Source organism: Oceanobacillus profundus, from assembly GCF_003515705.1.
GTDB lineage: Bacteria > Bacillota > Bacilli > Bacillales > Amphibacillaceae > Oceanobacillus > Oceanobacillus profundus.
The window spans coordinates 418,758-443,838 of record NZ_QWEH01000002.1 but is presented as its reverse complement, the minus strand read 5'-3'; the positions used below and the strand labels follow the sequence as shown (position 1 = coordinate 443,838).

General features: G+C 38.8%; 22 protein-coding genes and 1 riboswitch. Of the genes, 8 read left to right on the top strand and 14 right to left on the bottom strand.

Going from position 1 to position 25,081, the window contains the following annotated elements; all coding sequences use genetic code 11:
• Positions 1–6: 6 nt before the first annotated feature.
• From menB to D1B32_RS05355, 4 genes are all read right to left on the bottom strand, one after another.
• Positions 7–825, bottom strand: a complete 819-nt coding sequence (gene menB / locus D1B32_RS05370; RefSeq protein WP_095309165.1) for a 1,4-dihydroxy-2-naphthoyl-CoA synthase — start codon at positions 823–825, stop codon at positions 7–9.
• Positions 826–1,036: 211 nt separating this feature from the next.
• A complete protein-coding gene (gene menH / locus D1B32_RS05365; RefSeq protein WP_118888813.1) occupies positions 1,037–1,852 on the bottom strand; it encodes a 2-succinyl-6-hydroxy-2,4-cyclohexadiene-1-carboxylate synthase in 816 nt (271 codons plus the stop codon).
• The gene (gene menD / locus D1B32_RS05360; RefSeq protein WP_118888812.1) at positions 1,845–3,599 is read right to left on the bottom strand and encodes a 2-succinyl-5-enolpyruvyl-6-hydroxy-3-cyclohexene-1-carboxylic-acid synthase; all 1,755 of its coding nucleotides are present in this window, start codon (positions 3,597–3,599) and stop codon (positions 1,845–1,847) included. Before menD ends, menH begins: the two co-directional genes overlap by 8 nt.
• Positions 3,600–3,605: 6 nt before the next feature.
• Complete coding sequence (locus tag D1B32_RS05355) at positions 3,606–4,991, bottom strand: isochorismate synthase (protein ID WP_118888811.1); 1,386 nt, start codon at positions 4,989–4,991, stop codon at positions 3,606–3,608.
• Between the two features lie 272 nt (positions 4,992–5,263).
• On the opposite strand from D1B32_RS05355, the gene D1B32_RS05350 reads away from it, so the two are divergent.
• Both D1B32_RS05350 and D1B32_RS05345 read left to right on the top strand, forming a co-directional pair.
• Positions 5,264–6,199 (top strand): 1,4-dihydroxy-2-naphthoate polyprenyltransferase, encoded by a 936-nt coding sequence (locus tag D1B32_RS05350; RefSeq protein ID WP_118888810.1) that lies wholly within the window; start codon positions 5,264–5,266, stop codon positions 6,197–6,199.
• A 127-nt stretch (positions 6,200–6,326) separates the two neighbouring features.
• The gene (locus D1B32_RS05345) at positions 6,327–6,680 is read left to right on the top strand and encodes a TraR/DksA C4-type zinc finger protein (protein ID WP_118888809.1); all 354 of its coding nucleotides are present in this window, start codon (positions 6,327–6,329) and stop codon (positions 6,678–6,680) included.
• Between the two features lie 106 nt (positions 6,681–6,786).
• Here D1B32_RS05345 and D1B32_RS05340 read toward each other — a convergent pair whose 3' ends face one another.
• A complete protein-coding gene (locus D1B32_RS05340) occupies positions 6,787–7,227 on the bottom strand; it encodes a cell wall hydrolase (RefSeq protein ID WP_095309180.1) in 441 nt (146 codons plus the stop codon).
• Positions 7,228–7,411: 184 nt separating this feature from the next.
• Between D1B32_RS05340 and D1B32_RS23995 the strand changes: the two genes are divergently transcribed.
• Complete coding sequence (locus tag D1B32_RS23995; RefSeq protein ID WP_168927280.1) at positions 7,412–7,570, top strand: hypothetical protein; 159 nt, start codon at positions 7,412–7,414, stop codon at positions 7,568–7,570.
• Positions 7,571–7,717: 147 nt separating this feature from the next.
• Here D1B32_RS23995 and D1B32_RS05335 read toward each other — a convergent pair whose 3' ends face one another.
• The 7 genes from D1B32_RS05335 to D1B32_RS05305 all read right to left on the bottom strand — a co-directional run bounded on the left by D1B32_RS05335 (position 7,718) and on the right by D1B32_RS05305 (position 17,572).
• On the bottom strand, positions 7,718–8,305 hold the full coding sequence (locus D1B32_RS05335) for a TetR/AcrR family transcriptional regulator (RefSeq protein WP_118888808.1): 588 nt from the start codon (positions 8,303–8,305) through the stop codon (positions 7,718–7,720).
• A gap of 14 nt (positions 8,306–8,319) precedes the next feature.
• Entirely contained in the window at positions 8,320–9,102 is a 783-nt protein-coding gene (locus D1B32_RS05330; protein ID WP_118888807.1) for a DNA alkylation repair protein, read from the bottom strand.
• A gap of 8 nt (positions 9,103–9,110) precedes the next feature.
• On the bottom strand, positions 9,111–9,533 hold the full coding sequence (locus tag D1B32_RS05325) for a VOC family protein (protein ID WP_118888806.1): 423 nt from the start codon (positions 9,531–9,533) through the stop codon (positions 9,111–9,113).
• Positions 9,534–9,659: 126 nt separating this feature from the next.
• Positions 9,660–10,259 carry a class I SAM-dependent methyltransferase gene (locus D1B32_RS05320; RefSeq protein WP_118888805.1) on the bottom strand — a complete coding sequence of 200 codons (600 nt, stop codon included), beginning with the start codon at positions 10,257–10,259 and terminating at the stop codon, positions 9,660–9,662.
• A gap of 300 nt (positions 10,260–10,559) precedes the next feature.
• On the bottom strand, positions 10,560–11,144 hold the full coding sequence (locus D1B32_RS05315) for an ECF transporter S component (protein WP_095309203.1): 585 nt from the start codon (positions 11,142–11,144) through the stop codon (positions 10,560–10,562).
• A gap of 150 nt (positions 11,145–11,294) precedes the next feature.
• Positions 11,295–11,441, bottom strand: a riboswitch (FMN riboswitch).
• 214 nt (positions 11,442–11,655) lie between these two features.
• Positions 11,656–15,945 carry a S8 family peptidase gene (locus D1B32_RS05310; RefSeq protein ID WP_118888804.1) on the bottom strand — a complete coding sequence of 1,430 codons (4,290 nt, stop codon included), beginning with the start codon at positions 15,943–15,945 and terminating at the stop codon, positions 11,656–11,658.
• Between the two features lie 568 nt (positions 15,946–16,513).
• Positions 16,514–17,572: a M20/M25/M40 family metallo-hydrolase gene (locus D1B32_RS05305; RefSeq protein WP_118888803.1), complete on the bottom strand. Its 1,059-nt coding sequence runs from the start codon at positions 17,570–17,572 to the stop codon at positions 16,514–16,516.
• Positions 17,573–17,883: 311 nt separating this feature from the next.
• Here D1B32_RS05305 and D1B32_RS05300 point away from each other — a divergent pair, with 311 nt between their 5' ends.
• The 4 genes from D1B32_RS05300 to D1B32_RS05285 all read left to right on the top strand — a co-directional run bounded on the left by D1B32_RS05300 (position 17,884) and on the right by D1B32_RS05285 (position 21,538).
• The gene (locus D1B32_RS05300; protein ID WP_118888802.1) at positions 17,884–18,438 is read left to right on the top strand and encodes a thioredoxin family protein; all 555 of its coding nucleotides are present in this window, start codon (positions 17,884–17,886) and stop codon (positions 18,436–18,438) included.
• Between the two features lie 132 nt (positions 18,439–18,570).
• On the top strand, positions 18,571–19,569 hold the full coding sequence (locus D1B32_RS05295; RefSeq protein WP_118888801.1) for a potassium channel family protein: 999 nt from the start codon (positions 18,571–18,573) through the stop codon (positions 19,567–19,569).
• A 105-nt stretch (positions 19,570–19,674) separates the two neighbouring features.
• Positions 19,675–20,043 carry a S1 domain-containing post-transcriptional regulator GSP13 gene (gene yugI, locus D1B32_RS05290; RefSeq protein WP_095309214.1) on the top strand — a complete coding sequence of 123 codons (369 nt, stop codon included), beginning with the start codon at positions 19,675–19,677 and terminating at the stop codon, positions 20,041–20,043.
• A gap of 148 nt (positions 20,044–20,191) precedes the next feature.
• On the top strand, positions 20,192–21,538 hold the full coding sequence (locus tag D1B32_RS05285) for a glucose-6-phosphate isomerase (RefSeq protein WP_095309216.1): 1,347 nt from the start codon (positions 20,192–20,194) through the stop codon (positions 21,536–21,538).
• A 53-nt stretch (positions 21,539–21,591) separates the two neighbouring features.
• On the opposite strand, the gene D1B32_RS05280 is transcribed toward D1B32_RS05285, so the two are convergent.
• Positions 21,592–23,133, bottom strand: coding sequence for a hypothetical protein (locus D1B32_RS05280; RefSeq protein ID WP_118888800.1), 1,542 nt, complete (start codon positions 23,131–23,133; stop codon positions 21,592–21,594).
• Positions 23,126–23,620 carry an RNA polymerase sigma factor gene (locus tag D1B32_RS05275; protein ID WP_158586208.1) on the bottom strand — a complete coding sequence of 165 codons (495 nt, stop codon included), beginning with the start codon at positions 23,618–23,620 and terminating at the stop codon, positions 23,126–23,128. Before D1B32_RS05275 ends, D1B32_RS05280 begins: the two co-directional genes overlap by 8 nt.
• 254 nt (positions 23,621–23,874) lie before the next feature.
• On the opposite strand from D1B32_RS05275, the gene D1B32_RS05270 reads away from it, so the two are divergent.
• Positions 23,875–25,053 carry a MalY/PatB family protein gene (locus D1B32_RS05270; protein WP_118888798.1) on the top strand — a complete coding sequence of 393 codons (1,179 nt, stop codon included), beginning with the start codon at positions 23,875–23,877 and terminating at the stop codon, positions 25,051–25,053.
• Positions 25,054–25,081 lie beyond the last annotated feature (28 nt).

The following is a 25,081-nucleotide window of genomic DNA, read 5'->3' as shown; positions in this document are numbered from 1 at the left end:
CACCGATCAAGGGAAACGCGGGAACTGTTTGAAGTTTGGCTTTCTTTTTTCTTTGAAAGCATCGCGTCCTTCTTTTGCTTCATCTGTTGTGTAATAAAGCAATGTAGCATCTCCACCAAGCTGTTGTAATCCAGCAAGTCCATCTGTATCTGCGTTAAAGGATGCTTTTAGGAAGCGTAGTGCTGTCGGTGATTTTTCTAAAATTTCTTCACACCATTGTAATGTTTCTTCTTCTAACTTTTCAAGTGGTACGACAGTATTCACCATCCCCATTTCATATGCTTCTTCTGCATTATACTGGCGACATAGGTACCAGATTTCACGAGCACGCTTATGACCAACCATACGCGCAAGGTAGCCTGCGCCATATCCTGCATCAAAGCTTCCTACTTTCGGACCAGTTTGGCCGAAGATTGCATTGTCTGCAGCGATTGTTAAATCACATACAACGTGCAATACATGTCCGCCACCGATTGCATACCCTGAAACCATAGCAATTACCGGCTTTGGAATCGTACGAATTAAACGTTGTAAATCAAGCACATTTAATCGTGGAATTGTATCTGTTCCAACGTAACCGCCATGTCCACGAACGGATTGGTCTCCTCCTGAACAAAATGCTTTATCTCCTTCACCAGCTAAAAGTATAACGCCAATTTCAGAATCATCACGAGCATCCGAAAATGCATGAATCATTTCCTGTACGGTTAATGGTGTAAATGCATTACGCTTATGCGGGCGATTAATCGAGACCTTCGCAATTCCATTATATTTTTCATAAATAATTTCTTCGTATTCTCTTACTTTTTCCCACTGCACTGTCATATTAAATCCTCCTTGAAAATTACTGCTAAAAGTGTTTATCCCTTCCTTTTAATCTGTAACCGAATCGATAAAGTGAACCTTCATTCAGTAAGGACCCTTCACCTACTAAATGCTAGGTACGACCTAAAGATCCTTGAACAGAGCCAGGAATTTACGGGCTGTTTTACCACCATTTTTACGCTTTGTCTCTCCAACACTTAAAGTTGGCGTATTACAGTCTGTTATGCGCGATAAACTTCCTTACTAGTTTACCAAAGATTTCAGGTTTTTCCACATGAACTGCATGTCCAGCATTATCACATATATTCATCTTACTTGATTTTAAGTGCTTCTGCATCTTTTTATTCATTGCAATAAACTTTGGATCAAGTTCTCCAACAATCAGTTTCACTGGACATTCAAAGCTTTCTAGATGACTCCACCACGGTTCTTGAGCCCCTGTTCCCATTGCACGCAATGATTGCGCCAAACCTTCTGTTGTTTGTGAAAGACGCTCACGCCGAATATCTTCCTGCACTTTGGACGGGAGGCTTTTTTGAGATACAAATAATGGGATATCCTGCCAATAATCAACAAATGCTTGTACGCCATCCCGCTCAATTCGTTCGGCTAACTTTTCATCAGCCTCCATTCGCAGACGTCGCTCTGATTCGTCTGCTATGCCTGGTGAAGCACTTTCCAATATTAACGATTGAATCATTGCAGGGTAGTTTAATGCATAGGATAATGCCGTTCGTCCTCCCATTGAATAACCAACTAAATGGATTTTTTCTAATCCAAGAAATTGAAATAACGCATGTAGATCTGTACAGCACATTTCCATTGTTCTAACGTGGGAAGCCTGTGTCTTTCCATGCCCTGGCAGATCAATGGCGATAATTTGATAGCCTGTTCCGAAGGCGCTTTTCACATGCTGCCATGTCTTTGTGCTCCCTGTAAATCCATGAAGCATGACGATCGGGGTCCCTTCTCCATCTACTTCATACCAATACGTTGCTTGACCAATCGTGTGATACAATTTACCCATCCCAATCCTGCAAGATTTCCTTTTCAATTGCATTCCATTTTTCTCGATGCCATGTCACATTTTCTGTACGATCTGTTTTAATTTCAATAACAGAAAGTCCTTCATGCAGGTAACTTGCAGCAAGCAGCTCCTTCAAGTGGTCTTCTGTCATTGCTTGCATATATTCACCACCATACATTTCAATCGCCTTTTTAAATTCAATATCGACTGGTGTTCCAAATAACGCTTCAAAATGCCGCTTATCATTGGACTGTGGTAAAAACGAGAAAATGCCGCCACCATTATTGTTAACAAGTAAAATCGTTATATTTAATTTGTAGTGCTTCGCTGCAAGCAACCCGTTCATGTCATGGAAGAACGAAAGATCACCAATTAAGAGTGTCACTGTTCTCCCTGTTGCAGCAGCTCCAACACCACTAGATACGACTCCATCGATTCCATTCGCGCCTCGGTTAGCGAGAACCTGCACCTGCTTCGGTGTTGTCATAAAAAAGGTGTCAACATCGCGTATTGCCATGCTGTTTCCTACATATAGCGTGCTTTGATCCGGTATAACTTCACAAAGACCACGTACGGCCTCTCCCTCTGTTACCTGTGACTCCTTGCCGCTTAAAAGATGTTTCTTTGAAATTTGATTCATTTCCTGCCAACGATTTAGCCAGCTCAACTCCACCTCATTTATAGATGAAGTTGCTTGTATTGCACGACAAAGCATTACTGGATCAGCAAAGATAAACTCCGTCCTATTTCCCGCAGGCTCTCGATAACCGCTGCTTCCCTCAACAATGTATTGTTTCACATGTGCATGCTCTTTCACATAAAAAAGATATGCCTTCGAAACTGGCATTGCACCGAAACGGATAATATAATCAGGTTCCAACTGTTCTCGTATCGTTTTGTTTCTTAGAAAAGCATCATATGCTTCAATCACATGATCCTTCTCATGGCTGCCAGCGCGGACTTGAGACAATGGATCGGCTAAAACCGGAAGCCTCCATTTCAATGCGAGTTCCGTAATCACTTGAGCAAATCGCTTATCTGTTTGTGGACCACAGACAATAAGTCCTTTTTTTCCATCAGCCAGTTTCTGAACAAGCTGTTCTATCTGCTGCTCGGATAAACGCTTCTCACCGTCCATAAAAGTATTAACGGTTTGCATTTCATCTGTCGCATTAGGGTTTTCCCATATGTTTTCCAATGAAAAGTCGGGTGTAAGCGGCTCACGAAACGGAAAATTCAAGTGGACAGGGCCTGGGTTTCCCTCGTTTGCCATATACACTGCACGAGCCGCTTTATTACGTGCGTAACTGAGCATATTTGGTGTTGCTTCAGGAAGTGCCATCTCATGAAACCACTTTGGATAGTCTCCGTAAAGCTTTAATTGCTCAATTGCTTGTGGTGCCCCAACATCACGCAACTCATGGGGGCGATCTGCTGTTAAAACAATTAATGGCACCCTACTATAGTAAGCTTCAACAATTGCTGGAAAATAATTCGCTGCTGCTGTACCGGACGTACAGACAAGCGCAACCGGTCGATCCAATTGTTTCGCAATTCCCATTGCAAAGAAAGCAGCTGACCGTTCATCAACGATAACCCATTCTTTGATATCAGGATGCTCTGTAAAGGTTAATGCAAGCGGAGTAGAACGCGATCCCGGCGAAATAACCACATCGATTACTCCACTTTTTACAATTTCATCAACTACATTAGCTGTATAACGTGTTAATTTTTCAATATGATCCATTGACTTTTATCCTCCTAAAACGGTAAGCATAGGAAGAAGCTTAATTTTTGTTTCTTCATACTCACTTTGTGGATCTGAATCTTTCACTACTCCACAACCTGCAAAAAGCGATGCCTGATTCTTTTGGATTAGTGCCGAACGAATTGCAACCGCAAATTCTCCATTATTAGAGCTGTCCATCCAACCGATTGGCGCGCCATACCAGCCACGGTCGAGTAATTCATGCTCCCTAATAAATGCAAGTGACTCTGCTTTTGGACTTCCGCCAAGCGCTGGAGTCGGGTGCAGTTGCTTAATAATATCTAATATTGTAAAGCCATCCCTTAGTTGTGCGGTAACCGGAGTATAAAGATGTTGTAAGTTTTTAAAAGGGCGAACAACTGGAACTTCCGGAATCGTCATCTCTGTACAATAGTCTTTTATTCCATGCTTAATCATCTGCACAACAAAATCATGCTCCTGACGATTTTTTTCATCATTCAGCAGCGCTTCACTAATTTTCATGTCTTCTTCTTCCGTTTTGCCACGTGGTGCAGTTCCTGCCAGACAAGTTGATAAAAGCTTGTTTTTCTCCACTTTAACAAGTCTTTCTGGGGTAGCACCAACAAAGCAATCATCCCCGATTTCATACGCAAAAATATAACTATTTGGCTGTGTCTTTAATAAATTATTTAAAATCGATGAAATCTCAGCGTGACGGTTGAATGTAAGGCGTAATTCACGAGCAAGCACGATTTTTTCCACGTGTTGGTTACGAATCTCATCTGTGGCCTGTCGAACAATATCCATCCATTTTTCAGGGTCCATTTCGCTTTCATCTACAATATGCAGTATATCATCTGGAACCTTCTGCCCCAGAAGCAATTTTTGTTCAATCTGCCTTAGTTCTTCAGCTAGTTGTTTCGCATGATCATTTTTTCTTACACATACATTTATCGTTAAATAGTACGAACTATTATATTTTGTAAGTAAAAATTCAGGAACTCTAAATTGACTGGGTCGAAATTTCTTCCATAATTCTGTCTGCGCATTTATTGGGTCAAAGGACATGCCACCAAGGGCAACAATCCCGGTTCCAGGAACCTCATATGGATTATGGATATATGCTTCGTTTAGCATCTTGTTCCAAGCTGCTTCAATCACTTCAAATCGAGATTTATCTGCTCCCATTTCAAACGCATTGCCAACGCCTGTAAGCCAAAGCATTTGCGATGAGCTTGTCCAAAACGTACGATTTTCAAAAATATGCTTTGCCGCTTCAAAAAACTGCAGCGGATTTGTGGTCGCTATTTTTTTAGTAAAACTAACAAGTCTACGATCATCTTCTGCCTGAAGCTGCTCGATTGCTCCATTAAGCAATGATGCAAGTTGATCCTCTTTTATTTCAATCATTTATATAAACCTCCACAATGATGCTTTAAAGGTGTCATCCTTTCTATTTTATGCTATGCTCGCCAGTTTCTCAAGGAAAGCATCTAGATTTAGTTAGAAAACTTGACTTTCACCAAGCTTTAATGAATGCCTTTATACAAGACGTATAGGAATAAATCCTCCCCATCTTGCCAATATATGACACGAATAACAACTAGATGACATTGACACCCTTCTTTTATTTGCTAAAATTAGTATGATATCTATTGATAATTTGCAGGGGGAACTATTTGATGCAATCTACAGAAAAAACAACGATTAAACATGCTTTAAATGAACGTGAAGGATTTCACGTCTGGTGGAGACTTATGCGTCCACATACACTGACAGCCTCATTTGTCCCAGTATTTGTCGGAACAATGATTGCTTTTAATGAAGGTGCGATCAATTGGCTGTTATTTTCAGCAATGCTTATTGCATCCTTGCTTATTCAAGCTGCGACGAATATGTTTAATGAATATTACGATTTTGTACGAGGGCTAGATAACGACAATTCTGTTGGTATTGGCGGGACGATCGTTCGTGATGGTATTGCTCCCAAAAAAATACGCAACTTAGCTTTCATCTTTTATGGGATATCCATTCTTATCGGAGTTTATATTTGCATCGCTTCCAGCTGGTGGATTGCCGTTATTGGTTTAATATGTATGGCTTTCGGTTATTTATATACAGGAGGACCTATTCCAATATCCTATACACCATTTGGTGAATTATTTTCTGGTGTTCTAATGGGCATGGTTATTATTGGTATTACCTATTTCATTCAAACGGGAACAGTATCACTATCCATGATTTGGATTTCAATTCCCATTACGATATTAATCGGAAACATTAATTTTTCCAATAATATTCGTGATCGTGATGGCGATAAGCTTGGCGGCAGAAAAACAATAGCAGTTCTTATCGGCAGGGAAAAATCAATCACATTGCTTGCTACATTAATGCTCGTTGCATATGGTGTTACAGCATTGCTCCTTATTACGGGTATCTTACCATTATGGTCATTATTAACATTTTTAAGTGGCTTGAAGGCGCGTGAAGCAATCCGTAAATTCCGTGGAAAACAGACAGCAATTGAAATGATGCCTGCGATGGCAGCAACTGCGAAAACAAATACCATTTATGGATTTTTATTAGGAATCTCACTGCTTCTTGCAGAGCTCATCTAACTTAACCCGTAACCATCCCATCTAGAAAACTTGGTAGCCATAAGCTCTCAGGCTGATACCATGGTTAAACTTACACAGATAGGAATGGGATATACTTGCCTCTCTGCCAACGAAAGGAAGGATGTACATGAGTAACCCACTAAGCAAAGAGAAATTGAGTTATTTTAAAGAACAGCTATTACAGCTAAAGAAAGAAACAGAAGAAGAAATTAAAGCCGAAAATAATACCGGTCCGAATGAATCGGTCGGGGAACTGGCAAATTATGATAATCACCCAGCAGATATGGGTACAGAGCAATTTGAACAACAGCTTGATGCCGGATTCGACCTCATGCTTAGAGATCGCCTCCAGGAAATTAATGATGCACTTCGTCGAATTAAAGATGGAACATATGGAATTAGTGAAAAATCAGGAAAACCGATCCCTGTTGAACGATTAGAGGCAATGCCGACTGCACGGAATTTAGTGGAGGAAGAATAATCACCCTCACCCTTCAGATATAATATCCATTAAAAGGCTCAGAGATAAAGTTCTCTGAGCCTTTTTATTTCGTTCGTCACTTCCAACTTTCCTCTCTAACATCCAGTCATCCGATGTATACACTTTCACATGTTCCAGGTGCTGGTTCATAAAAACAATGTAATTTAAACTGTCCAGAAAAAGGCTGATCGTACCATGTTGGAGGGCATGGACCATATGGGTTAAAATACCACAGCGCATATTTCGCCGGGTGTTGTCTCCAATGCTTCAGATTTTGTTCCGCTAACCGTCTTTCAGAATCTCTTGCTCTTTGATAAAACATATTCCCTTTTTGAACGGCTTCAAAAGAATAATTACCACCTTGCACTTGAAAAATAACATCCTCAACGTTTCTTAAATCGTTAAAATCCGGACAATCTGCCACAACACGGTTAACGATAACATTCCCTACATAGAGCATTCCCTGTTTTCCTTCACCTTCAGCCTCTGCTCTCATCATCCTTGCCATTAAGTCAACGTCTGCATCCCGGTAAGCGATTCTTGCCATTTTACCACCTCTAGAATAAAGTATGATAGAAATGCTTGTATTAATGTCATTGTTTTGAAGAATGTTTAGGAAAATGAGGGTCATTCTGTAAAAGCAACGAATGTAATATTCAAATCATGTGGACATACTGATCGCTTTTTTGTAGATAATAAGACTATTTCACAATATAATTAGGAGGCTCAATATGCCACAAGATCAACAAGCTAATAAGACGTTGCATTCTAGTACGAAACCAGGTTTTGCCGGGACTGACACTAAAAAAGTAAAACAAGAAATCCAAAAGGATTTGAGCGAAGGACAAGGTGCAATGACTGCCCGTGAGGCCGGAGCGATGAGAGATTAAACGTAAGTGTCGTCTCTTCTACTAATATGATTGTCCTGCAAATAATTTGCTGCTGTTTTTAGATTGTCTGTCTCCCCCTAGCGATTTTACTCGTTTGCAATCAAATATACCGGGACGATGAGGCACCACTTTTCCTTATTTTTAGGTTCACCTATTTCTCAAACCTTCTAGCATGTTCTGTAAAACAATCATTGCTTCTTCTATCACGTCTTTCTGATTAAGGTGGTCCGAAATCCACAATACCACTTCATTCATTGCTCCAGAAAGACAATGCGACATTGCCTCTACAGAAAAAGGCTTTATTAGATCCTGCTTCTGCATAAACTGTAATTGTTCCTTCAGTGATTTCATCGAATATTTTTCGTCCATTATTCTAAAGGTATCCCAGCCTAAAACGGCCGGGCCATCAATTAAAAGAATGCGTTGATTATGCGATTGTACTGCCCCTTCCAGAAAAGCCCGGCACCCGTTGATTAATTGCTGCCAGCTATCATTATTTTTTGCTGCCTCAGATTCTACATACTCCCTTATCTCTATTTGAACCATTTCAAATACGGCAAGAAAAATCCCTTTTTTATTTTTAAAATGATGATATAAGGCACCCCTCGTTACATTTGCTTCTTTTGCAATCTCTTCTAAGGTAACGTTCGCATATCCACACGCTATAAAATGCTGTCTTGCTATTTCCAATAAATTTTGTATTGTTTGTTCTGTTTCCGTTTTATTTTTTCTCATGCTGTCTACACTCCTCACTCCACCTGACGCAATAACTCCAACGCATGTTCATCCTTTGATTTTATCAATGTTCTTAATCCGTTTTTAATAATTTTAGGGTTTATACCATTACTATCTGATATAAGCCTTTGTATCCATTTGAGGACTGCTTCGGGATTTTCTTTTGTTAAATCATTCATATGGTTTGCTACAGATTTTTGAACATAGCGGGAGCTGTCATGCATTAAATTCTCTAGCAAACGTAAATTGTATTGGACATTATCCTTTAACGGAGGAATCTTTTTAGCCCATGGGAGTCTTGGTCGAGTTCCTTCACTCACCAATCTTCTTACATGTGAATTAGGATCCTTTATCCAATCTTGAAAATAGGCCATACAGCGATCAGTATCTGCATGTAAATAAGGTCGGATAGCATACTCTGATGTATGCCGTTTTGTTATTTCATATATTGCATTTAAGGATAAGTCAAAATGCTCCAGTCCGTAGCTTTCGACAAATTTAGCGATCGGCATTAGAAAATAGCCCTTGGTAAACATGCCTTCTTCTGTATTATTTTCTGGTCCCAAAATCTTTAACAAGACAGCTAAAGCTTCTTTGTAATCAGTAGGGAGATGTTGTTTTAATGTGTCCGCAATTACCTCAACGCGAGCCTTTAATTCTATATTTTCAACTTCTATGGCTACAGTATCCACAAAAGACTTCTTGGTAAAATGAGGATACTGCGCCTGAATTAAATATGCCAGCCGAAGAGCCAATTCCCTATCAAAGTAATATTTTAATGGCGTATATCCACTCATAATGACTTCTACTCTCTCACTTCCTCTAAGTAATGATCTTGAAAGGACTGATCTGCAGTAATAACGGTAATGACATCAATCAATACCCCATTTGGGTCACTTGTAATAAAATGCCTTTGACCAAATGCCTCGTTACGTAAATCGAGATGTAATGGAAGCTGTTCTTCCTTAATCAATTGCTGATACACTTCGTCTACATTTTCTACTTCAAAATTAAGAATTAATCCTTGTACAGAATTTCCAAAAGAAGAGGGCACTGTTTCATGAGTAGACTGCAGGATTGCTAATTCATCACCAGTCTCTTCTTGCTTCAAACTCATGTACCAATCCGCTTCAAAAACACTTGAGAATCCAAAATACTGTTGATAGAATGCACTTGTTTCCTTTACTTTCTGTGTCATCAATACGGGGTAAAAACTACTTAGTCTCATTCACTTCACACCCTCATCATAAGTTAAGTTTATTTTAACATACATACAATATGTATGTAAATGTTTACATTTATAGATTATTGTAACTATAAAGTTTGATAAAAACTTCACGCGATCATTGAATCCTTATGGTTTAGCCCATATCAAATATAGGCAACCCGCCATATAACGCTCTTCCTTAATAAGTTGTAAACTAGATTTTTTTACAATTTCACTAATATTTCTGTCCTGGTGGCACCCTACAAATTTTAATGCCAACGGATCCAATGATTTTTGTAGCCATGATAATGGTTTGTTCGTACTGATTCCATGCTCCATCATAAGTATTTTCCCTCCTGGCTTACACCATTTTTGAAAGTTGTTTAAGACAATGACAGGATTTTGATACGCGCATAAAGTTGTTGAAGATACAATCGTATCAAAAATGCTTTCGTTAAATTTCACAGACTCAACATCTTCTTTTATGAATGTAGCTTTAAAAGGAAATTCTTTTGCGGCCAATTGCGCTACCTTCATCATTTCACCACTGAAATCCACCCCAGTCAATTCAACGTCTTTATTATAGAAGGGAAAATTAAGACCAGAACCAATACCAACCTCTAAAACCTTTCCTTCTACATCTTGAAAAATCCGCTCACGAAACCGATAAGCACTATCGTTTTTGCGGCGTTTGTTATACTTATTTGCTTGTTTATCAAACTTTTTAATTAAGGATTTACGCTCCATATCTTATCCCTTTCTCGTAGTAATTTATGTGAAGATACATCATAATTTGAAACTTTATAATATTCCATAATATTTTAACATATATAACCAAATGCTTTCGTTAATTTTATATCAATGCGCATCTCAGATCACAAAAAATCACACGACTGAAAAGTTTAGTTCTATCCTTGTGAAGTTATTTATTACCAAAGAAAAATCAAACCCTAAAAACTTTATGATGTTTCAATTAACCAGGGGTCAAGTTCTGTTTTCTCCGTACAAAAAAAGCTAACCCCCTAGTCAGAGATTAGCTTTTAATATTTATATAAATTTCGTTTGCTGCTGTGTGATCCAGCTATGCATTTTTATAAATAATGGCACAAATAATAGTGCTACGATAATACCTTTTATAATGTTGAATGGCAGTACACCTGCTAAAACAGATGCCCAAATCACTTGATTTGTCATTTCCCATCCCATAAACCATCCATATGCAGGGAGGATGATAAAGTAATTTAATACACTCATTCCAATCGCCATAATAAGTGTTCCGGTAACCAAACCAGAAACAATGCTTTTAACACCTTTATATTTATGATATAAAATCGAAACTGGCACGACAAACATTACTCCTGCAAGGAAATTTGCTGCAACACCAATTGGATCGCCCGCTCCAGACACCGCAAGATAAAGTAAATTTTTCACCGCTACAACAATTATACCGGCAAGTGGTGAGAAAATGAGTGAAGCCATTAATGCTGGCACATCACTAAAATCAATTTTTAAATATGGTGGTAAAAATGGCAGTGGGAAATTCAAGAAAAATAATAAAAGTGAAATTGTCCCTAGTAAAGCCAAAATAATAAGTTTTAATAAATTTGATGATTGCTTGCTTGTGTTACGCATCATCTATTCCTCCTTCATCTTTATATCGATTCCACTCTCGTGATGAAGGACACTAGCCTAACAGACACAAAAACCCTAAAGCATAGAGGGGCTTTAGGGTTTAATTAATTGGTAGTCAAATAATGGCGCATAACGGCACCAAATCCGGCTCGATATCTTCTCCCATCCAGACTGTAACTGTCGGTCCTGGAGTTGCACCAGGTCAACCGCATGGCAATCAACCATGCAGTTCGCGGACTTAAAGCATCTCTGCTTATTACCGCCGGTCGGGAATTTCACCCTGCCCCGAAGATTGGAATCGATTATTTAATTGTTAAATTTATTATACACTATTTTTCTATCAATGCAAGTTAAAAAACTCGGAATTAAATGAATGTCACATAATAAGAGATTATAAAATGGGGTACTTTATTGATATGGATTTTAATGCGTCGGTGCCTTTGACGAGCAGGATTGACGTTTGGGCAAGCAGCCATAGAAAAAATGCGGGGACCAGAGCCCCGCATTTTCCTTATTCTGCATTAATGAATAGCTTGCCTTCTGCTTGTTCGCGTGTTTCGTTACCAAAAGCATCTACTACTTTTACTTCAATAACTGCTCCTTCAGCAACAACACTGCTTGTAGCTGTCCAGTAGCCTTCATAATGACCTTCAGATGTTTCCATCATTGGTAGCTCTGTTGCGTTAGCCGTTGTATTTGTTAATGGCATATGGATAAAATAGGTTGCTTTTAATCCAGGCTCACTATCAAATTCAAACTTAACACTTTCACCAGCATTGATATGGACATCTTCTGTAGGTGTTAGATTTTCAAGTGCAGGCGCTGTAAAATCAACCGCAATTGTTACAGATTCAGTTGTTGTATTTCCAGCTGAATCGCCTGCAGCAACTTCAATTGTGTTCTCACCTTCGTCAAGTAAAATTCGCTTCGAGTAGCTGCCATCTTCTACCGACGCTTCTTGGCCATTTACTTCGACAAATTCAAGATTTTCATCAGCTACTGTACCTTCTACTGTTACACTTTCACGATTTACTTTATCGCCATCAGCTGGAGTATCGATTGTTAATTCAGGTGCTTCTGTATCCAAGGTTACCGTAACAGTTTCAGATTCCCCAACTTGAACACCATCAAGTAATGAGACAGCTTGGAATTCATTTTCACCTTCTGTTAACGCTACTGGTAGAGAAAAAGTACCGTCTTCACCGATTTCTTTAGTGCCTGCTTCTTCCCCATTATTCAATAATTGAACCGTGGTGGTATCAGAAGCAGTACCTTCTACTGTTAGTTCTGTTTCATTTGTAATGAAATCTTCTTCTGGTGAAGTAATCACTGGATTTTCTACACCATATGCTACACGTGCGCGAATCATATAGTTACCTTCTGCAGCTGGTGATGGTGACCAAGCTCCACCAACATATTGGTAACTGCGCTCAGCATTTGGTCCATTTTCATCGGTTGCAAGTCCTGGTACATTAGGATTTGCTCCTGTTTGAATGTAAACCATATAGAAATCGCCATCAACCTGAATTGCATGCTCAGATAAATCAACTACTGTCCATTCATCCAGACTTCTGATTGCTTCGGCATCAACTGGACCGGCTAGCCGCTCACCAGGCGTTCCATCAGGCCCACTAGCATCCCATACTTCAACGGCGAACTCTGTTCCACCTGGGCTTGGCCAATCCGTATCATGGAATTGGAAGACACCTTCTGTAACAAGTGCAGTTTCTTGCCCTTCAGGTAATGACATTTTCACAGCCCAGCCATTTCCCGCATCATAGAATGCACGTGCATTCTCTGCAGTACCATCATCGTAACCAATTTCTCCACCCGGAACCGTATAGAAAGGCTCAAGTTCTACATTGATTTCTGCATCTGATTCATTTAGGTCCACTTCAACTTCTTTACCATGGTAACCTGCAGCTAGAACCTTCAAGGTATACGTACCTTGATAAGCAGTAAGTGTGAAGCTGCCTGAAGCATCTGTTTCTACCGGTGCAATATTTGCATCCTCAACGATCAGAACTGTTGCTCCTTCTACTGCTTCACCAGTGTTTTCATCCGTGATTGTACCGCTGACTGAATACTGGTCAATTTCTTCGAGTGTAAAGTCTGTTGTTGCTACACTATCATTTTCAATTGTTACGGATTGCTCCTCAGAATGGAAGCCATATGCTTCGGCAACTACTGTGAAGTCACCAGCTCCGTGAAGCAATGAATAGCTTCCAGTTGCTGGATCCGTATTTACTGTACGTCCACTTTCAAGCACACTTACTTGAGCACCTAGTGGAAGCAATGTCGGATGAATTGATTCATCTTTAATTGGTGCACTTTTTTTCGTTGATTGTTCTGGTGTTATTTTATTCGGGTCTACTTTTTCTTTTTTCAATGAATCTTTATCTGCTTTTGCATTGCCCGCTGCTTTTCCTTTAGCAGGGACAACATCGAGTGATGCACTGCTGCTGTTTGATGTATCAGCTAATGTGACATCATCAATATACCAGCCATCCCGTTGTACACTGCCATCCGTTGTAAGATTAAACCCTATATAGACACGCTCGCCACTATATTCAGAAAGATCAATTTCAGCAGCTTCCCATCCGTCAGAGGTATTGGTAATGCGTGCTAATTGTGTCCACTCTTCTTGATCAGTGGAAATAAACACATGACCAAAATCCCAGTTGTTTTCAATGTTATACCATTGATTGAATTGTAGATAGGAATCTCCATCTCGTAAATCAACCGGCGGCATCATAAGTGTCCCATTTTCATTGTTGTTATAGGTTCCTTCTGGGTTTGTTGCATAAACATACTCTCCAGAAGCTGCTTCTCCAGGTCCAGAGGTTGGTACACCCCTTTCCCAGCTACTATTGTTTCCAAAAGTTGTCCAGCCTGCTGGAGCTGTTTCAAAATCTGCCGAATACCCTGCTGTAATTCCTGGCAAGACCGTTACCTCGTAGCTATCACTTGTTACTTCATTATTTCCGAAGTCATTTATAACTAAATGGTAGGTAAACGAATCACCTGAAATTGCTTCACCTGGAATGGTTGCAACATATTCTCCAGATTTGTAATCACCTGACACACGACTAGCCTCTACTGTTTCTCCATCACCATAGACGACTTCAACCGAAGCAACACTGATATTATCAGATACGTTAATTGCAAGATCTAAATTCATTCCTGCATACGTTTCACTTGGTGCCTCGTGTTCAAATGTTGGTGCTTCCGTGTCTTCTCCCTCTTTTGTAACTTGCCCTTCTAATGTGCCAAGACCAGTCACGATAGATGACACAGCATCATAAGCATTAACTAATCCATAGCCATATCCCATATTTGGTGATTCTGAGAATGTGCCGTCTGTTAATGGCGTTGCGGTTTGCATTAAAATTTCTTCAAGCTCGTCCACCGACAGGCTTGCATCTGCTTGAATTAATAACGCTGCGACTGCAGATACAGCCGGACCCGCCATCGAGGTTCCATTCCATCCACCTTCATAGCCACTACCTGGAACGGTTGACCGTATATTTACACCTGGAGCAGAAATATCCGGTTTTATATCGCCTTCATATGGTGAAGGACCTTGTAATGAAAAGTTCGCTAAAGCATCATTTATATCCGTGGCACCAGTTGCAAACGATTCAGGATAGTTCGCGGGTGTTGCAATTGACCCTGGACCACCGGGGTTAAATAGCGTTGTATTTCCCGCTGAGAACTCTGGGAAAATTTCAGCAGCTCTCCAAGCAGTAACAACATCACGATACCATTCATCTAAGCCTGGTCCTCCGCCCCAAGAGTTATTGACAACATCGGGTGCCATGCTTGCATCACCATTTGGAGCTAGAATCCACTCGGCTGCATTTAATAAATCGACATCGGTTCCACCTGCTGCTGTAAATGCTTTAACAGCAATCCACTGGGCACCTGGTGCTACACCAACCTGATTGGCTCCATCTGGCTCACTACCTACCATTGTTCCAGTTACATGTGTACCGTGACCTTGGTCATCATATGGCACATCTTCACTTGCAGTTGCATCATACCAGCTGTACGTGTGATCTACATCACCGGTTGCAGCATCATAACCGCGATACTTATCTTGTAAACCTGGGTGATCCCACTGTACTCCTGTATCGATACTAGCTACAACAACACCACTTCCATCAAATCCCATATCCCAAACTGCTGGAGCACCAACACGTTCAACATTCCACTCCACATTTGCAATTTCAGATTTAGGTGTCTCTGCATCTTTTGTAACGGTTGTATACAGCTCACGCGTTTCATTCGGAAGAATTTTCTCTACTTCAGCAAATGTTGCTATTTTCTCTGCAACTTCCTTTGTCGCTGTAACTGCTATTCCATTAACAATATGATACGATTTAAGATTTTCCGCATTTCCATTCTCTATTTCCTGCTCTAAATAAGTTTTTACATTTTGCTGGGAGCTAAGAGCAGTTGCTTTTAACTCAGAGATAACTGCGGATCGGCTGATATGTTCTACCTTTTGTGCGGATAGATTCGCCTTCGCAGCATTTGCTTTCGCTTCTGAAGCAACTTTTTTTACATCTGCGATTTCATTGAACTTCACAAGGAATGTCTGTTTTCCATCATCTTTAAATTCTGTTAATAAACGTTCACTTACTTTTGCTTCTGCAACCTTATTGGAATCATTTAGCGAATAATGCGGTTTGTTTTGCGACTCAGCTAATGTCACACCTGGTGTAATTAAAGAAAATGCCATTAAAAAAGTTGCTGCCATACTGAACGCCTTTACCTGCCTCTTTTTCTTTGTTCTCAAATCTTTTCCTCCCCTCAATTTTCGAACAGTACATTCCCTTAACTTTTCTAAAATCTCCTGCCCTCCTTTTCAAGAAACTTGTCGATCCCCTTCAATTTCCGATAGTTGTAGAATCTCGCTGTTAATGTCAGTATAGTAGATTGATAGAATGTTTTTTGTCGATTATTGTCATAATTAATCCGAATTTTCATAATTGAATAATTAGTACTAATTTTTCCTATTTCATGTCAATAACTATTTGCTCTCTTTTTACAAGGAAGATAAATAAACCTTTTATATTAAAAGGTTTTTTGAGGTAGAACGTTTTAATAGATTCATTTTCATATGAAAAATAAATCTAATTTACTACGGAAATGAGGAGGCGTATGGTATTTTTTTCTATAAAGCGGAAAACAGGGACTATATACCAGATTAGGATTTGTAATAAGAGGTATTTTGGAACGGTTATTCATAACATATAGGACTTTTTAATTTATCTGTTTTTTGGTTTAAAAAAGCCGACTGCTCCTCGTATGAGGGCAATCGGCACTTTTAGGAAACAGTTATATCTTCCCTACTCATTGTAAACTCAATTATCCAATGGATTTAGGCTCTCTTCTCCTGTCATATCAGCAATCATCGTTACAATTAATTCAATTTCTTGTTCGATGTCTTGGATACTCGCTGTTTCAACAGGAGAATGCATATATCTCAACGGGAGTGACACCAAGGAAACAGGCACTCCTTTCCCTGTAAGTCGCATTTTATCGGCATCCGTACCTGTCATACGAGGTGTTAACTCATACTGCACATCCATATTTAACTTCTTCGCTGCTTTTTCGAGCAACTGATTAATCTTAATGTTGATTGGTGCCCCTTTTGCAAAAACAGGGCCTCCCTCTAATGTTATATCTCCGTGCTTATTTTGATTAACTCCAGGGTAATCTGTTGCAAATGTCACATCACAAGCTATTGCCATTGTGGGTTCAATACCTGCAGCGGCAAAATATGCACCGCCCATATTCGTTTCTTCATTTACCGTACTTGCCGCATATACCCCAACATTAATATCTTTTTCGGAAAGCTGTCTCAGTACTTCCGCAACAATAAATGCACCAGTCCGATTATCCAAGCCACGTCCAGCAATATAGCGATCCATTAAAATTTCAGGTTCTGTTTTATATACACAGAGATCTCCGATTTGTACGTGCTTTACGGCTTCTTCTTTGGATTTATAGCCACAATCAATGAACAAATCGGATAGGTCAAAGTCATTTTTCAGCCCGCCATGATGTTGTGCATTCACACCGATTACACCGGTCACGCTATCGTTATACCCAAGCACAGTTACACGCATACCAACCGCAGCTTTTGGATTAATACCGCCCATTTTATCGAAATGCAAATAACCATTTTCATCAATCCGGTTAATAACAAGCGCAATCTCATCGCAATGCCCTGCAAGCAAGATTTTAAAAGGAGCGTTCGCATTTAATACACCAATAGCATTTCCTGCATTATCCGTACGTATTTCATCGGCAAAATCCTTGACATAGTTTATCCATTTCTTCTGAATTTCCATTTCCATACTTGATGGAGATGGCGTGTTTAATAATTCCAGTAAAAACTGCTGATTTATTTGTGTCATCTATACTACCTCCTCAGGCTATTCATCCAACTAATTTCCATGATAGCAAAATTTGGATCAAAGGCGCAAGCGCCCATTTAGCAACGTACGAACTGGTGACTACGGCGTTCGACACATGACATGTCGGTTTTTATTTGAAGATCCATGTTCTCGATATGTCATTTTATCGGACTTTTTGAACAACCTCTCTAAATAAAGTTTACTGTCAAATTTTTATAACTTACCACCAAAAAAGAGCACATTTGTTTACGTATCATCATTTTAGCCTTACAATTTTACTCAGTACAAATTCGTAAAAGGAGTGATTGCTCATGCATCTTAATCAATGGTTTGAAAGAGGTATGAACCCAGACGCTTATATTGAATCCATGGAAAAGAACAAGGAAGATTTATTGCATATTTATGATCATTTTTCTTTACCAGTTGAAGACGCATTTTTTAATGAAATCCGAGAAAAAAATCTTCGTGCTATTGTGTTGACGGAAGATTGGTGTGGGGATGCGATGCTGAATATCCCAATTTTATTAAAACTATCCGAGGCAGCTAATATGCAAGTTCGGATGCTTTTGCGTGATCAAAATTTAGAATTAATGGACCAGTACTTAACAAATGGTAAAGCGCGTTCTATTCCGATTTTCGTTTTCATTAATGAAAATGGAGAAGAAGTCGCTAAATGGGGACCGCGTGCAGCAGAACTCCAACAATTTGTTGATCATTCTCGTGCTTCCCTTCCCCCACAGGATGCGCAGGATCACGATGAAAAAGCAAAGGAAATGTATTTATTTATATCTAAGTCCTATCGGGATAACCAAGATTTTTGGCTTGCCGTTTATAACAGTTTAAAAGAAACATTAGCGAAAGCATAGATTCTAGTGAAGCGAGTACTGACAAAGAATAAGTATTGTCAGTACTCGGGATTTTCTTCTTGATAAGTTTGAATAACCCTGCCCTCTTAGCTCATACTAAACTGTAAATACATTTCGCTTAAAGGTGATGCTATGAGTATTCGCTTTCTTAAATATATTTATTTTCGTTTACCGACAGCCGTTAAGCTCCTGGTTACCATATTTATTCTAATGACATTCTTCGGAACAATGATTCACTTGTTTGAGCCGGCCCAATTCCCAACAATATTCGATGGTATTTGGTGGGCTTTTGTTACAGGGGCAACTGTTGGCTACGGTGATTATGTTCCCCTAACTCCGACCGGGAGAATCATCGCGATCCTACTTATTCTTTCCGGTGGTGGTTTAATTGCCTTTTATATTAGTTCATTATCTACTGCTACAGTAAAACATGAGCAGGACCTTGAAAGTGGAAGACTCCCATTTAGAGGGAGGAATCACTTTATCTTTATCGGTTGGAATGAACGCACCAAACAATTAATTCATATTGCCTCTGAAAATTACCCAACAACGCGTATCGTTCTTATTGACCGAACGTTGCGCCACCTTACCTTTCAGGAATATCCTGTTCATTTTATTCATGGGGATGCTAGCGAAGACACAATATTAGAAAAAGCCAATATTGATTATGCTGACTGTGTTCTAATAACATCGGAATTAAATAAAAGTGAGCGTCAAGCAGATAACTATACGATCCTAGCAACAATTGCTATTCGTGGAAATAATAGGAAGATACCAATCGTTGCCGAAATCTTGTCCAAAATCCAAATTGAAAATGCTTTGCGAGCTGGTGCAACGACAATTATCCGCTCGAATGATTTTATGAGTGGTTTATTTTTTCATGAGTTAAGCCATGCCAAAACCGCCACCCCGTTTGAAGATGTAATTCAATTATTGACACAGCAGCAATTTTCCCATTTACTGCTGCCTCGTGAGTTAGAAGGCAAATCATTTCATCAGATTTCCAACCATCTGTTAAAAAAAGGATACTTAACGCTTGGATTTATTCGTGATGAAAAATACCACATACATCCTGATGCAAACCAAACCTTAAGAGGGAATGATACATTAATCTCCATCACACATTGGTAACCACTTCTATCATTTCTCAAATATTCTTTTGCTAGAATTAATAGTTTGTGCTATAATCGTATATTGTGTAAAAAGAAACGAATTTATATATAGGAGTTGTTCAGCATGACAAACAAATTTGAAGCTGGTCAAATTATAGACGGAAAAGTTACAGGAATACAGCCATACGGAGCATTTGTTGCTTTAGATGAAGAAAACCAAGGTTTAGTTCACATTTCAGAAATTACACACGGATATGTGAAAGATATCAATGAGCACTTAACTGTTGGTGACGAAGTGAAAGTAAAAGTAATGAATGTAGACGAAGCAAAAAACAAAGTATCCCTTTCAATCCGTGCTACAGAAGAGGCACCAAAGAAGCCTGCGAAAGAGAAAAAAGCACAACCTACTTTCCAACAAGACAATGATACAGCAGGATTTAACACACTTAAAGATAAGCTGCAAGAGTGGATCGATCAATCAGCAAAAAAATAAGAAACAAATTAAAACATACACATTGAAGGATTTAACTTCGTTGTGTATGTTTTTTGTATGCAAATCCAAATTGCATCATTCTTGATTTCACTATCCTTATCGGATAAAGTTAAGTTATGCAGTTGATTGCAATTAAAGGAGGATGTCAATGTCACACGTTTCATTTACCTATGATAAAGCTCTAAAATTTTTCGACCAGCACGAGGTTGATTACTTAAGCCCATTTGTGGAATCAGCACATCATATGCTACATGAAAAAACTGGCCCGGGTAACGATTTTCTTGGCTGGATTGATTTACCCGAAAACTATGATAAAGAAGAATATGCACGTATAAAGAAAAGTGCAGAGAAAATCAAAAATGATTCCGACATATTGCTTGTTATTGGTATTGGCGGGTCTTATCTTGGCGCACGTGCAGCACTAGAGATGCTCAATCATTCTTTCCAAAACCTACTTACGAAAGAGGAACGAAAAGTACCACAGGTTATCTTTGTTGGTCATCATTTAAGCTCAACTTATATGAGTGAACTATTAGAGCTATTAAAAGATAAGGACTTTTCTATTAACGTTATTTCTAAAAGTGGAACAACAACAGAACCTGCTGTTGCTTTCCGTATTTTTAAAAAATACTTAGAAGAAAAATATGGTGCTGAAGAAGCAAAAACGCGTATTTATGCTACTACAGACCGGGCAAAAGGCGCTTTAAAAACTTCTGCAGACCAAGCTGGTTATGAAACATTTGTAATTCCAGACGATGTTGGTGGCCGTTATTCTGTTCTTACCGCTGTTGGATTACTCCCAATTGCAGTAAGTGGCATTTCCATTGATGATATGATGCAGGGTGCTAAGGATGCAATGCATGACTTAGCTGAGCCAACACTGGCTAACAACCCAGCCTATCAATATGCAGCGGTTCGCAATGTTTTATATAACAAAGGCAAGGTTACAGAGCTTCTGATTAACTATGAGCCAAGCTTACAATACTTCTCCGAATGGTGGAAGCAATTATTTGGCGAAAGTGAAGGAAAGGATCAAAAAGGGATTTACCCTTCCTCTGCTAACTTCACAACAGACTTGCATTCACTTGGTCAATATATCCAAGAAGGGCGTCGCAATATATTTGAAACAGTTCTTCACGTGAATGCTGCGAAAAAGAATTTAACACTAGAAGCAGAAGAAAATGATTCAGATGGTTTGAATTATCTAGCTGGAAAAACCATTCATGAAATCAATGATAAAGCATTCCAAGGTACAATGCTCGCACACACGGATGGAGATGTTCCAAATCTCATCGTGGAATTGCCTGCACTTGATGCTTATACATTCGGTTACATGGTTTACTTCTTTGAAAAAGCATGTGCTATTAGCGGCTACTTACTTGGTGTGAATCCATTTGATCAACCTGGTGTAGAAGCGTATAAGAAAAATATGTTTGCACTGCTTGGCAAGCCTGGATTTGAAGAAGAAAAAGAAGCATTAGAGAAACGCTTGTAATTAATATTTGAAAAGCACCGTCGCCTCAAATTAAGAGTGCGAACGGTGCTTTTTTATTGATATAATTCGACGCTTGAAATCTTCCACATATTTCCTTCCTTGCTCAACCGCACCTCTTCTAGTATCTTATGGTTGTCCCCCCCTAGTAATTGATAGGTTTCTTGATTGGTCGCATGATCCGTTCGAATAATATAGCTCAATTCATTAGAATTTACTTTACTTAGGTTAAAATCAAGATTAATTACTATGTCATTAACAACTTCTTCTGCTTTCCTTTCGACTGCATAATAATAGAGTGAGATAATCTCCATTGATGAGAGCTTTTCAAGTAATGAGATATCTTGTTCCTCTACATATTCCATATATGTCTTTGGTGTAGAACTTAATATTGGCCAACCATTCACCTCATGAATATCCTTTAACTGTAACTCTTCGAATTTTTCGTCAAAAATAAGGAATAGTTTATTTGTTAAAATCCAAAGACGATCTCCTTTTTCCCAATCGTTTGCTTCATATAACTTTACAGCTCCGTTCACAATCTCCCAATACTTAGAGTCCCTATGCTCGTTAACAAAATGTAATAACTCATCCCTTGCATCTTGATTTAGGGTAGCAGGATACGAATACTCACCAGCTTCGATATAGCCCTCTAAATACCAATGTACAACATTTCGCAAAAATGTTTCTTCAAATAAAACATTTTGCGCCTCTGGATAATCATTAAACAGATCCTCAATTTCCAATAAGATTGTGTCAAACTCATGCCAAGGAATTTGTTGTTCATTATAGATACCAGGTGCATACAGATCAATTTTTGTTTCTACTAATTCTAAATAGCGTTCAAACCATTCCATTTTCTGTAACCTTTCGTTATTTCCGATAATCCAGAAATAGTCCATTTGAACCTTTATTGCTGGCGATTCAAATTCTTCAGGTTTGAGGACAAACCCTTGTTCATCCAGCAACTTTAAAAATGCCTTTATATCAGAAGGCCCTGAATAATTTAATTTATCATGCTGTACTTCTAGTAAAGCCTTTTGTTCATCATTCGTAAACGCATATTTTTCAAATAATTCTTGTATATATGCTTGTAGTGAAGCTTCCATCTCTAACATTTTATTACCGAATTCTAAGTTTTGCCCGATTGATTCTCCAGCTTCATTCAATTGTTCAATTGCTTGCTCGGGAGTTGTAAATAAATAATCGATTTCCGACTTTATCTGTTCAAACGACTCTGCTTGACTTGTTAATTCAAACTGCTTCACAAGACGTTCTGCCTGTTTGACCTCCCGAAACGATTCCACACTTTCTATCCCAAGTTCCTTGCGAAAAGTTTCTTTCTTTTGCTGAAAATAAAGTTTCAAATATTCAGCTTCTCTATCCCCTTGATGTTCATCATTAATAAAAGGAAGTGCAACAACCATAAACAAAAGCATTCCCGCTATTATCGCAACAGTTGGCAACAACCGTCCCCACTTTGACCTTTTCCTAGCAAAAATAGAATGCATAACTGTTTTGGTATTTGTATATTCCGGCAATTTGTTATAGTCATCTTTCATTTCGTGAAGCATCTTTTCCAATGGCTTATCATCCATTCTGGTAAACCTCCTCTCCAATCGATGTTTCAAAAATCTCCTTTAATTTCGCTTTGCCTCGATGAATTCTAGTCTTCACAACGGATAGTTTAATATTTAGAATAAGCGCGATCTCATCATAGGATTTATCATGGAAATAATATAAAATTAATGGGATTTTATATTTCGCATCCAGTTTTTGTATACATTCATGCAAAAATAAATGCTCCTGTTTTTCGAAATAATAACTATTTTTTATTGTTTGCAATTGGCTTTGCCTCGCCTTATCTATAAGCTTTCTGTCTCGTTTTTGCTTTCTGTATTGGTCTCGAACTACATTTAATGTAATTTGATAGACCCAGGTTGTAAATTTCCCTTTATGAAACTGATGTGATTTTCGATGAATTCTAATAAAAGTTTCCTGCACAATATCTGGAATATTTTCTTGTTTAACACCAAATTGATAAGCAAATCGTTCAATAATTAGTTCGCGGTTTATATTTTTCACATAAAAAAATTTAAAAATCCCTGTTTATATTTTTTATTTCGGGGTAATACTATAACTGTAAGACTTTCTCGTATTCCCCCTGTAAGCAAGGCGTTTAACGCTTTGCTTTTTTTTTCGTTTCCTCTAAGCTTTTTTAGCAAGTAAGAAAGTAAAAACTTCCTGCTTGCACAATTGCAACTAGCATCGCCGAAAAGCTTGGCAAATGTCAAGATTACTAATTATAATAGCATTAACGACTTTATAGGAGGCATTTTATGAGTATTTTCGAAGAATTATATGACCGTAAAAATACAAGATCTGTTAAATGGGATATGCTGCAAGCAATGTTCCAATCAGAGGACGTACTACCGATGTGGGTTGCTGACATGGATTTTAAAGCTCCCGAAGCTGTTAATGAAGCATTAATAAAACGCGCTCAGCATGGAATTTACGGATATACTATTATCGATGAGACAGTGTCAGGCTCAATCGTCAATTGGTTAGAAAAAAGACATAACTGGAAAATTGATCCTGCCTGGTTATCTTACAGTAACGGTGTTGTTACAAGCCTACATATTGCTGTACAAGCTTTCACAGAGCCACAGGATAAAATTCTCATTCAGACTCCTGTCTATCCACCATTTTATAATGTAATCGAAGCCCATGATCGTGAAGTAATCAAGAATCCACTCGTTAATAAGGATAATTACTATACAATCGATTTTGCAGACTTTGAAAACAAATTAAAACTTGGTGTGAAAGCATTCATCTTATGCTCCCCACATAACCCTGTTGGTCGTGTGTGGAGACAAGATGAGCTGGAAGAAATGGCAAGGTTATGTTTGAAATATGATGTTATGATTCTTTCGGATGAAATTCATGCGGACCTTGTGTTCCCAGGGCAGAAGCATATCCCGATTGCTTCACTTTCTGAAGAAGTTGCCAATCATACTATTACGTGTATGGCTCCATCGAAAACATTCAATCTTGCTGGACTGGATGCATCCTATGTGATTACAACCAATACCGAAAACCGAAAAAAGCTTGATGCATCATTTAATAAACAAGGCTTTCATAACCAATTAAATACAATGGGAAATACCGCAATGGAAGCAGCATATACACATGGCGAGCCTTGGCTTGAAGAATTAAACAGCTTGCTTGAAAGTCATACCAATTATGTAACTGAAATGTTCGACCAGCATATACCTGAACTAAAAGTTGTGAAAACGGAAGGTACTTACCTTCTTTGGATTGACTGCAGTGCACTAAATATGGATAGTAAGTCTTTGAATAAATTTATGATTGAAGAGGCAAAGGTTGGCTTGAATACTGGGGCATCTTATGGAGAAGCTGGCGAACAATTCATGCGTATGAATATCGCCTGTCCACGTGCAACTTTAGAAGAAGGTGTCAAACGGATAATCGGTGCCGTACAAACATTAACTAAATAAATACGATAAAACACATGATCACTCCAGT